Origin of the sequence: Leptospira biflexa serovar Patoc strain 'Patoc 1 (Paris)' (assembly GCF_000017685.1) — a bacterium.
Lineage (GTDB): Bacteria > Spirochaetota > Leptospiria > Leptospirales > Leptospiraceae > Leptospira_A > Leptospira_A biflexa.
Map to the genome: position 1 here is coordinate 1,650,391 of NC_010602.1, position 11,752 is coordinate 1,662,142.

Below are 11,752 nucleotides of genomic sequence, written 5' to 3' on the forward strand. Positions count from 1 at the left end.
CCATGTTAGATAAGAATTTAAAACGCATTCAATTCCAAGAATCCGAGTCTGCATGGATTCGTTCCTTTACAGTGGAATCCATCAAATGCCTCATTGTTTGCCGTGGTCCTGTTCGTAAGGAAACCATGGATGTCTTTGATGCCATTGGTGTGAAAGAATATGGAATTTTACTTTCTGAAAAAGATTCCATTGTTTATCCAAAGGCACTCGCACCAGAACTTCGTAACTTTCGATTTCCAGAAAACATCCACCGAGTTCCTGATTATATGGGAGCAGGGAAGGAAGAAAAAGAACTACGCATCCACCAAATCATTGGAATCGCAAAAGACAATGGATACACCCATATCTTTGCTGGTTACGGATTTATGGCAGAAGATGCCGAATTCATCGAAGCCATTGAAAGAGCAGGAATCACGTTTATGGGACCCAGCTCCCATGTTGCCAAAGGTGCCGGTGCCAAGGACGAAGCAAAAAAACTTGCAAGAAGTCTGAATGTTTCGGTCACCCCAGGTGTGGACAATATCACAGCCCTTGCCTTACTTCGTAAAACTGGCAATTCAAAAGACGGTCTTCAAAAAGTTGCCAAGGAAAATAACTTAAACTTCTCGTTCGATGAGAAAAAGTCGTTAGAAGACAATGCTGAAATCCTATTGCAACTCTCTTACGAAAAAACCATCGACATCACATCGATCCCTGACTTGCAAAAAGAATCAGAAATCCTTTGTGAAGACATTTGGAAAAAATACCCAGGCAAACGCATTCGATTCAAATACATCGGCGGTGGTGGTGGAAAAGGCCAACGTGTCATCTCTTCGAAAGGAGAAATTGAATCTGCTGTGATGGAAATTTTAGCAGAATCAAAAGTAACAGCCGTTGGTTCCAACAGAAACTTCCTCATCGAACTCAATATTGAAAACACTCGTCACAATGAAATCCAGTTGATTGGAAATGGAGAGTGGTCCTTGTCGTTAGGTGGTCGTGACTGTTCCCTACAGATGCACGAACAAAAACTCCTAGAGATTTCCCAAACTGTTGAACTTTTGCAAAAAGAAGCTGACCTTGTTCGTTCCTCCAATTCTAAAAAAGCGGCCATCCTTGACAACGATGTACAAACTTTAAAGGATATGGAACACCAAGCAGAAGTGTTTGGAAAGGCAATCAAACTCAATTCTGTTTCTACATTTGAATGTATCGTCGAAGGCAATAGTTTCTTCTTTATGGAAGTGAACACTCGGATTCAGGTAGAACATCGTGTGACCGAGATGGTGTACAAGATGAAGTTCACCAATCCAAACGATCCAAATGACTTCTTCTATATTGATTCCCTTGTGGAAGCAATGGCTGTGTTATCCATCCATGGACCACGAGTTCCCAAACCAGAACGGATTGTTCGTAATGTATCTGGTGCTGAAGTTCGAATCAATGCCACAAACCGTGCCCTCCAACCTCATGCTGGTGGGATCATCCAAAACTGGTCGAATGCATTGCCAGAAGAAATCCGTGATGACCAAGGGATTTGTACGCGTAACCCAGACACAGGTGCCTTCGTGCATTATAACTTAGCGGGAGCATATGATTCCAACGTGGCCCTCATTGTCTCTTATGGCAATAGTAGAACAGAAAACCTTGAGATTTTAGGAAACATCCTTCGCAAAACAGAACTTAGGGGACAAAACCTAGAAACAAACTTACTCGTTCACTACGGTCTCATTCAGTGGATTTTAGGTAAGGATGCGATGTTCAAACCATCCACTGCCTTTATGATTTCGTATTTGGCAGGAATTGGTGCCTTACAATCCATCATCAATGATTTGGATTTGGAATACCTTTGGTCTGAAAAAACTAAGGCATCCGATGCTGATTTAAAGAAAATCCTTAGCAAAAAAATGACACTTGTGGTCCGCCCGATGGAGCGTCTCTTAGCGAACCCACACCTTCTCGGTGGTTTCCTCGGATACTTTGATGGAAAACTTTGGACACGCAGTGGAAACAATGTGAGTTTCAATGAAAACCCAATTCAATTTTTGGATTCGTTGTATTATTATTTGAATTTAGATACAACCGCTCAGAAAGCAAGTTCTGAAAAAATTTGGGATCATGATGAGAAGTTACTCATTGAAGCAAAAGAGTTTTATTCTGAACTTTCCAAACGCACTGGATTAAAAACTTGGAAAGAAATTTCTGATGTATTGGCGAAAGGAAAAAATCCTTCAAAAGAAATCTCGGATGAACTTTGGGAAAAAGTAAAAGCAAGTCATAATGGATTCCAAGCAGGTTTAGAAACCTTACTTCTGCTTCCAAAAATTGGAATCAAATCCAACTTTTTTGGCCTCGATGTGAATGTAGATTTGGATGGCGTTGTTCCTGATGAATTCAAAAACAAAGACACAAGGGATGCTTTCATCAAAACCTTAAACCCTCCACCAAAGATGTCTGGTGATGAAATTGTGGCTCCTATGGGTGGAATGTTCTATTCTAAGGAAGCTCCAAACCTTCCACCACTCGTGAATGAAGGGGACCACTTCCAAGCAGGACAACCACTCTTTATCATTGAAGTGATGAAGATGTTTAATAAGATCTTAGCTCCTGTGAGTGGAACGATGGTCAAAAATTTAATGGTAGATTCCGATGGAAAGATTGTGACAAAAGCGCAACCCATCTTTAAAATCAAACCAGATGAAATTTTGAAGGAAGAATCTCCTGAGGACATTCGCGCAAGAAAAGTGAAAGTAACAAAAGAATTGGGGCTCGGTTAATTAACCGAAGCCTACGATCGTTTTATAAATTTCACCTAACGGGAGGATGTGGTCAACACATCCTCTTTTGATCGCTTCTTTCGGCATTCCAAAGACAACTGAAGTTTCTTCGTTTTGGGCTATGGTTTCTGCCCCAGCTTCTTTCATTTCCAGTAAACCCAAAGCTCCATCATCTCCCATTCCCGTCATGATGATCCCTCTCGCATTTTTACCGGCATGTTTTGCAACGGAACGAAATAATACATCCACCGACGGTTTGTGACGATTCACAAGTGGCCCATCCATCACTTCTACGTAGTACTGCGCACCGGATCGTTTTAGTGTCATATGTTTGTTGCCGGGAGCGATGAGCGCAAGTCCTCTCACCACTCGGTCTCCATCTTTTGCTTCTTTCACACGAATTTCACAAATGGAATCCAATCGTTTGGCAAAGGCTTCTGTGAATTTTTCTGGCATATGTTGGACAATCACGATTCCTGGGGTTTTATCCCTCGGTAATTTGGTTAACACCTGTTCGAGGGCTATGGTACCACCAGTGGATGTTCCAATCGCGATGATTTTTTCTGTGGCTTGTAAGGAGGAAAGTTCTTGTTTTTTCTCCAGTTGTATTTTGAATTCTGTTGTTTTGGTGGGATTGGGAAGGTGTTTCATCGAAGCTGATGCAGCAGCGATCACCGCATCCGTCAGTGCCATGGTACTTTCATTTAAAAAATCTTTTAATCCAATTTTTGGTTTGGTGATGATGTCACAGGCACCAAGGTTCATGGCAAGTATAGCAGTTTCTGAACCTTCTGTAGTGAGGGTAGAACAAATCACAACTGGTGTTGGTCTTTCTGTCATAATTTTTTTTAAGAAAGAAAGTCCATCCATTCTAGGCATTTCGATATCAAGTACGATCACATCGGGCCAATCATTGTTCATTTTCTCCATGGCAAAGATGGGATCGGATGCACTTCCTAAGAATAAAAAATGTGAATCTTGTTTAAAAATTTCAGTAAGCACTTGCCGGACCACAGCAGAGTCATCGATCACAAAAACCTTAATTCGATTCATGGCTTATTTTTTTTCGACCCACACTTCGCCGTCCCAAACAGAAAAATATATTTTTCTCGATTGGTTTCCACCAAGGTCTTCAGAAATAATTTTGATTTGATTTTCCTGAAGGATTTTTTTTGCAAATTCGGCGTTCTTCGTTCCAATGAGGCTTGAGGCATCATTTCTTAAAATTTCTCGTTCTTCATTTAAAAACATATTCGATCCACCAAAAATTTTGGCAGAGTATTCCGTGGGTTTTGTGCGTTTTTTTTTGATTTCATTTAAAAAATATTGGAAGGCATCGATTCCATATTTATGCGTTTTTTCCAGTTTGATATCAGAGGGATAGGGGAGTAAAAAATGACACATTCCACCTAACTGAAGGATCGGGTGCCATAAGACAATTGATACACATGATCCTAGAAGGGTTCGTACTCGGTAATGACCATCTCCAAAGAAAATTTCCCCTGGATTTAAAAATCGATCGATGACTTCAATCGGTGTTTCCATTCAATTCACTTGAGACGATGTTTCTTGGATGGTTTGGATTTCGGATAAATCCAAGATTTGATTCATTTTTAAAATGATCACAAATTGGTTTTCTAACTTTCCGATTCCTTGGATGAAGTCCAAACGTATTTTGGATCCAAAACTAGGTGCTTCTTCGATTTGGTTTTCTGGAATGTCGACGACTTCATTCACGGCATCAACGAGAAGGCCTACATCAATGGTTTCCTTTTCTAATTTGATCTCAGTGATGATGATACAAGTTTTACGATTGGTTTCCGTTTTCTTTTTATAGAACCTTGTGTTTAAGTCGATCACTGGGACCACATTTCCACGCAAATTGATCACACCGGGGATGTATTCAGGCATCATGGGAACGTGTGTTACCGATTCAAATTCAATGATTTCTTTGATGTACAAAATCCCAAGTCCAAACAATTCATTGGAGAGTAAAAACGTTAGATATTGAATCTCTTGCATGTTTTGCCCCTTCCTTAGTATTTCTGGAATTTTCCATGATCATCCAAACCTTCTTTTTTACTAGCAATGACTTCTTTTTTTGCGATTGGTTGTTTTGAAGGCGAAGTCCTTGATGATTTTTGATCCGAATGGCTCGTTACCGTAGACAATTTCCCTAATTTGAAAAAACTAATGGAAGACATGAGTCTTTCCGCTTGGGCTTGTAATTCTTCCGCAATAGCCGCCAGTTCTTCTGAGGCACTCGCTGATTGTTGGGATACTTGGTCGAGTTGTCCCATAGCTTTATTCACTTCATTCACACCAGAGGATTGTTCTTGGCTTGCCGCCGTGATTTCCTGCACCAAATCAGCTGTTTTGTTGATTGCTGGAACAATGTCTTCAATGAGTTTTCCAGCAGATTCCGCTATTTGAACGGAACTCCCCGCTAAAGTACCAATTTCATTTGCTGATTTTTGTGAACGTTCTGCTAATTTTCGCACTTCAGAGGCAACGACTGCAAATCCTTTTCCATGTTCTCCTGCACGAGCAGCTTCGATTGCCGCATTTAACGCCAGTAAGTTGGTTTGGTAAGCAATGTCTTCAATGATCGAGATTTTATCAGCGATTTCTTTCATGGCTGTGACTGTATTTTTCACAGCTTCACCACCTTGTTTGGCATCTTTTGCGGACTTTGTTGCAATGGTATCTGTTTGTTTTGCATTTTCAGCATTTTGATCAATGGAGGCTCCCATTTCCTCCAAAGAAGCGGAAGTTTCTTCAACCGAAGCTGCTTGTTCACTAGCACCTTGTGAAAGTGTGCTTGCGGTTGATGCCACTTCATCGGCAGCCGTCACAAGAGCATCCGTGTTTGTGCGGACATCATTGATGATATCCACTAGTTTTTTGGAAGTGTTATTGAATGAATCACGTAATTTTGCAAATCCACCTTCGTAATGGTTGGTGATCAGCTGAGTGAGATCACCATTTTCTAGAGCCGCCAGTCCAACAACTAAATCGTCTACAATCCTTGTTGTTTCGATTGCTAATTTTTTTTGTTCAGTGATATCGGATGCAAATTTGATCACTTTATACGGTTTGCCATTTAGGTCTAGGATTGGATTATAAGTGGCTTGTAGCCAAACTTCTTTTCCTCCCTTACCAAGTCGTTTGTATTCTGCCGTTTGGAATTCTCCTCTTCCGAGGGAAGCCCAAAATTGTTTATAGTCTTCTGTATTTGCATAGTTTGGTTCCACAAACATTCTATGGTGTTTTCCAGCGATTTCGGTTAACGAATATCCCATTGTATTCAGAAAGATTTCATTCGCCGTTTTGATGGTTCCATCCAAATGAAATTCAATGGTCGCCTGCGCTTTGTTAATGGCTTCGATTTGGCTCACAAATTCTCTGGTTTGGATTTTGTTTTCGGTGATATCGGAGGCAAATTTGATTACTTTTGTCGGGACACCGCTAGCATCAAGGATTGGTGTATAGGTTGCTTGTAACCAAACCTCTTTTCCGTTTTTACCGAGACGTTTGTATTCTGCTGTTTGGTAATCACCCCGATTCAATGCCATCCAAAATTGTTTGTATTCGTCGGAGTTGGATTCTTTGGACTCTACAAACATACGGTGGTGTTGGCCTTTAATTTCAGCTAAACTATATCCCATTAAATTTAAAAAATTTTCATTCGCCGTGATGACTGTTCCATCCATACTGAATTCAATCATTGCTTGGGAACGATCGACTGCACGAGAATGCGCATTTGTTTCCGTTACATCAGCCCATTCCACAACACTTCCTAACCTTTCTCCTTTTTCCGTTAGAATGGGATTGGCGATGAGGTTAAATTCACGATTTCCAATTCTAATGCTCGATCTATGTTCAGAAGTAAACGTTCCGAGTAGTTTTCTTTGGTGGCTTGGGTCTTTGTGGTAACCATCAATATTACTTCCCATGAGATTTTTGAGTGAAAAATTGCGAATTTGTTTTTGGATGTCTGATTCTGAATTGGCAAACATTTTATGAATCGATTTGTTCATATACACAACATCTAAATTCAAATCGGAAATCATTACATTTGTAGAAACACTATCCAAAGCAGTTTTGATTTGGATTGCTTCCTTTAATGGATTGTTAACTTGTTTCATGAGAAACAAAAGTAATACAAAAGAGGTGACGATAAAGATGGCACTTGCTATGTAGATTGTAAAATCATCTTTCGTATTTGTCTCAATTTTTGATTTAATTTCATTTAGGTTGGAAACCAAAAAGATTTTTTGTAATTCCTGAAGGTGAGAAGAATAATTTTTCCAATGAGTTGATACTTCCGGATTTAGATTTGGTTTCTGTTTTTTGTTTCCGGCAACTCCCAATTGGTTTAAACTGATAGAAACAGATTCGAGGTATTTATTTTTTTCGTTTATGACCGTTTGAAATTTGGTTTTTTCATCTTCATTGACAAATACACTGGAAACTTGGTCGAAGGATTGATTTAACTTTTCAATATCATACTTTGTTTTTGCGACGAGTGTTTCCTGCAATTCGACAGAAACCAAAAGGTTGGTTACATCTTCATGGATTGATAAACTAAGTCGTAACAGATGTGAGATTGAATCTGATTTTTGAATCCTCTCTTCTGTGTTTAAATTCACCGTTTCTTTATTAGAAAAAATTCCGGAACTATACAAACTGATCCATATGGTAAATATGATTCCAATTAAAAAATATCCGATCAACTTTGTGTTTGTACTGACTGACTTCATATCAACCTCTGTGATTCAATAATTTTTGATTTTCAACTGTGATCGTTCTTTCAAATAAAGAAGGAACATCTATGATAAGTGCTACATTTCCATCACCCAAGATGCTAGACCCACTGACACCTTTTACATGACGAAAGACGGAACCCATAGGTTTGATGACTGTTTGGTATTCACCTAAGAGTTTTTCTACAACGATCCCTGCTTTTTTTTCACCATTGCGAACAATGACAATATTTTCCCGAAAGGCCTCTTCTTCAGACTCGCAAGGGTAATAATCTTTAAGTCGAAGGAAGGGGATGAGATTCCCTCGGAGAGCAAAGAATTGATTCGATTCTGTTTTATGATCATCAGAAAAATGTAAACACTCAAGAACCATTTCCATAGGAATGATAAAGTGACTTTTTCCTACTGCGACTAAAAATCCTTCAATGATCGCAAGTGTGAGAGGTAATCTCAGAATAAAACGACTGCCTTGACTAGGAGTTGATTTTACTGTGATTGTCCCTCGCAATGCTTCTATGTTTTTAGAAACTACATCAAGTCCGACACCTCTCCCTGAAACATTGGTAATTTGGGAAGCTGTCGAAAAACCTGGATGGAATAAAAGTTTGTAAACTTCCTCATCAGAGTCAGGTATTTCGCCAGTAACAAGGCCTTTCTCAATTCCTTTTTTCCAAACCTTCTCTTTGGAAATTCCATTGCCATCATCAGAAACTTCAATGATCACGTTCCCAGCTTCATGGTAGGCATTGAGTCGAATCGTTCCTTGTTTTGGTTTTCCAACGTTTAGGCGATCTTCAGGGAGTTCCAAACCATGGTCACATGCGTTCCGAACGAGATGGGTGAGGGGATCGCTAAGTTTTTCCACGATATTACGATCAAGTTCCGTTTCATCACCTTCTGTGATCAGTCGAATGTCTTTTTGTAGATCCTTTCCTAAGTCGCGGACAATTCTTGAATACTTCTGAAAACTTTCACCTATGGGAACCATTCTTAATTTGAGAGAAATTTCGCGAACTTCGTTTAACAGGCGTATTACCATTTGAGATGACTCTTGTAAATTTGAATCATCTGAATCGCCTATTAGTTGGTTCATATTGGCACAAGAGACCACAAGTTCCCCTACACGATTGATTAAATTATCAATACGTTTTGAATCCACTTTGATCGTCATGGACTTTTGCGTTTCTTTCGATTGTTCAGGAATTTCGGGAGTGATTTTGGTTTTTAAATTTGTATGGGAGTCAGTATGAGCGAGAGCAGTGGATGGAATGCCAGTCTTTCTTATTTTGATTTCTTCTAAATAAAGAAGAAACGTTTCATCATTTAGGATTTGAATCTCTTTCCATATGTTCCCCAGAAAAATTTCTTCTTCTGGGAGTTGGTTTGATAGATCAACAAGATCTAACACATTAAAACCGGGTGGGTAAATATGCAAAAAACAATCTTGTTCGATGAAATTAAAAACCTTTTGAACTGTCTCTAAATCCTTATCAGTTTTAAAATTGATCTCAAATCCCAAATAACAATTTTCAGGATCGTATTCGTTTCCTTCTGGTAGGAATTGTTCTATCGTTTTTAACGAAAGTATCGTTCCAATTTTTTTCAAATAACCAATGAATGAAATGGGATCAAGACCATGTGAAAAAACATTTTGATTGGGTCGAAAAGAAATCAAATAAGATGAAATACTGTTTTTTGAATCGTTCTCGGATTTTTGTTCCAAGTTTGATTGATGGTGAATTGTTGTATTTGATTCTGCAACAGATTCATTGGAACTTTGGTTCTGTATCGGATTTGGAGCGACACTTGCGAGTAAGAATGGTTTCATCTCGTCTAAGATGTTTTGACCAAATGATAATTTGTCAGAAGAAATTTTGCCTCTTGTTTCTTCTGAAACTAAATAAGACAAATGGTCTTTTGCTTTGAGTAAAATTTCGGTGAGTGGAATTTGGAAAGGGATGGTTTTGGAACGTAATTCATCTAAGAGATTTTCCACGACATGAGCGAAGGAAACAGTAGAATCAAATCCAAACATGCCAGCTGTACCTTTGATCGTATGCACAGCCCGAAAAATAGCATTCATATCGTCTTCGGTTGGAAGAGAGGATTCCGTACGAAGTAAAATGACCTCCATCTCTCTTAGGAGTTCATCAGATTCGACTAAATAGGCATCGATGACTTCCGTTAAATCCATTAAGATACTTTCCTTGTCCCGTAACGAAATTCGACTTCATTCGAATGTTCTTTTTTGACTTTGATCCGATCTCCGAAAAAAGAGACAAGACCAAGTAAATCGAGTACCTTTAAAACAGGTAAAGAGTGATTGGTGAGTTCCAACACTTGGTGTTTGGAGTGGCTTCTTTTTTTGATAAAAATTAAGAACTGAATTCCTGCGGAATCGATTCTTTCAATTCCATTTAAATCAAGTTTGGTTCTTTTGCCTTTTGGAAAATCCCAATGATTAGCCAAATCATACCATTCTTTGATAAAAGGCACAGTGAGGTATCCTGTCCACTGGATACTCGTTCCTTCGTTGGATGATACAATCGTTTGATTCGGTTCCATCTCTATGGTAATAATTTTGTAATCGTATCCAAAAGTTCTTCGGGAGAAAACGGTTTGGTAAGCCAAGCCTTTGCACCAGCATCCATTCCTTGTTGTTTTTTTTCCGGTTGCGATTCTGTCGTTAACATGATGATTGGAGTGAATTTAAACTTTGCATTTTCCTTCACTTTTTTGATGAAACTAATTCCATCCATATTGGGCATATTCATATCAGAAACAATCAAATCCACAGCATTTGCTTCGAGTTGTTTTAAACCTTCTAAGCCATCACCAGCTTCAATGAGATCAAAGTTTGCATTTTTTAGATGGACAGAAATGATTTTACGAAACACTGCCGAGTCATCGATAATTAAGATTTTTCTATTCATTTGGTTTTCCTTTAATTTTGGATTGGGAGAAAAATTTCAGCGATCACGCACGATGCTTTGATTTCTGTGGTATGATCGATTGCATTTCTGATAAAAAACATTCCGTTATGTTTGTGTAATAAAAAATCAACCATTGTTAATCCTAGTCCAAGGCTAAATTTTTCTTTCTTATAAAAACTTTCAACAGGTGGGTGTATTCGATAGAATGGTTCCACTAATTTTTTTTCAGAATGGAGAAGGTGTTTCGCATAATCATCTTCAATGATATTGTTTTTCGCAGATAAACAAAAATACCCATCCACAAATGTGACAAAAATATCAAAATTGGATTTGGTTTTTGAATACTTTAATCCATTTGTAAAAATTTCATGTAGGATGGTTTTCAATGAATTCAAATCTAGTTCTAAGTTAACCGTTTGTTTGACAACCGGTAGGTTCACTTTGATTTCCTTTTCCTCCATCTCCAATTGAAATTCTTTTACGATTTCAGGTAAAATTGAAAGTAAGTTATCACTTGAGATTTTATTTAGCTTTAGATTCGATTGTATAGTTTCAACAGCCAAATCCAGACCTTTTAACAATGATTTGTTGTGTTCTTGATTCTCTGAAATAATATCCCAATACTCTTTTGGAATGAGATAATTTCCGTTTTCAGCTTTTTTGATTGTCTCAATAGAGTCAATGATAGTAGTCATTGCTCCTATGCCAGACCCTTGCATCAAGGTTGTTTTTAAGTTTAGAATGGAATTCAGTTCTGCGTTGACTTCATTTGTTTTACGATGGGATTCTTTATAATTGAGCCATTCAAGTTGGCTTTTTAATTCTTTCGATTCTTCGTCGATGAGAACTGCTTCCATTCTTTTTAAATAGACGTATTCTAATGTTTTTTCCAGACGGTCTGCTACAATTTCTACGTGGAGGGGTTTGATTAAATAATCATAAACTCCCATTTTCATGATTTCGATGATTTCTTCTGTTTGATCAATGGCTGTCTGGACGATAAATACAGCGCGTGGTTCGATTTTCCTTTGTTCAGTGATGAAAGTTTTGCCATCCATGATAGGCATCATCAGATCCACCAAATAGAGGCTAAACGACTTCATTTTAGCCATTTCTAGAGCGATTTTTCCATTTTCAGCAACTTCGTAAGTTGCTCCAATTCGCTTACAGATTCCTTCTAAAAGAACTTGATTTTCTCGTTTATCTTCGATGATTAAAATCGGTTCCTTCGGTCTACGTAAGTGTTCTGTTTTTGAAACAGTCGGATTTGTTGGTTCGATTGGTTCCACCATATAGA

At 38.4% G+C, this 11,752-nt stretch carries 8 protein-coding genes and 2 pseudogenes; 1 reads left to right on the forward strand and 9 read right to left on the reverse strand.

Annotated elements, in window-relative coordinates; translation table 11 throughout:
• Positions 1–2: 2 nt before the first annotated feature.
• Positions 3–2,756: an ATP-binding protein gene (locus tag LEPBI_RS07785; protein ID WP_012388564.1), complete on the forward strand. Its 2,754-nt coding sequence runs from the start codon at positions 3–5 to the stop codon at positions 2,754–2,756.
• On the opposite strand, the gene LEPBI_RS07790 is transcribed toward LEPBI_RS07785, so the two are convergent.
• The 9 genes and pseudogenes from LEPBI_RS07790 to LEPBI_RS07825 form a co-directional block, all read right to left on the reverse strand.
• Entirely contained in the window at positions 2,757–3,809 is a 1,053-nt protein-coding gene (locus LEPBI_RS07790) for a protein-glutamate methylesterase/protein-glutamine glutaminase (RefSeq protein WP_012388565.1), read from the reverse strand.
• 3 nt (positions 3,810–3,812) lie between these two features.
• Positions 3,813–4,301: a chemotaxis protein CheD gene (locus LEPBI_RS07795; RefSeq protein ID WP_012388566.1), complete on the reverse strand. Its 489-nt coding sequence runs from the start codon at positions 4,299–4,301 to the stop codon at positions 3,813–3,815.
• A complete protein-coding gene (locus tag LEPBI_RS07800) occupies positions 4,302–4,778 on the reverse strand; it encodes a chemotaxis protein CheW (RefSeq protein ID WP_012388567.1) in 477 nt (158 codons plus the stop codon).
• Between the two features lie 155 nt (positions 4,779–4,933).
• Positions 4,934–5,878 (reverse strand): annotated as a pseudogene (locus tag LEPBI_RS19455) (methyl-accepting chemotaxis protein); the annotation flags it as partial.
• A pseudogene (locus LEPBI_RS19460) lies at positions 5,861–7,519 on the reverse strand (PAS domain-containing protein); the annotation flags it as partial. The pseudogenes LEPBI_RS19460 and LEPBI_RS19455, both read right to left, overlap by 18 nt.
• A 1-nt stretch (position 7,520) precedes the next feature.
• Positions 7,521–9,716 carry a chemotaxis protein CheA gene (locus LEPBI_RS07810; RefSeq protein WP_012388569.1) on the reverse strand — a complete coding sequence of 732 codons (2,196 nt, stop codon included), beginning with the start codon at positions 9,714–9,716 and terminating at the stop codon, positions 7,521–7,523.
• On the reverse strand, positions 9,716–10,087 hold the full coding sequence (locus LEPBI_RS07815; RefSeq protein WP_012388570.1) for an STAS domain-containing protein: 372 nt from the start codon (positions 10,085–10,087) through the stop codon (positions 9,716–9,718). The genes LEPBI_RS07810 and LEPBI_RS07815 overlap by 1 nt, the downstream gene beginning before the upstream one ends.
• A gap of 2 nt (positions 10,088–10,089) precedes the next feature.
• The gene (locus tag LEPBI_RS07820; RefSeq protein WP_012388571.1) at positions 10,090–10,455 is read right to left on the reverse strand and encodes a response regulator; all 366 of its coding nucleotides are present in this window, start codon (positions 10,453–10,455) and stop codon (positions 10,090–10,092) included.
• A gap of 11 nt (positions 10,456–10,466) precedes the next feature.
• Positions 10,467–11,747, reverse strand: coding sequence for an ATP-binding response regulator (locus LEPBI_RS07825; RefSeq protein WP_012388572.1), 1,281 nt, complete (start codon positions 11,745–11,747; stop codon positions 10,467–10,469).
• Positions 11,748–11,752: the final 5 nt, after the last annotated feature.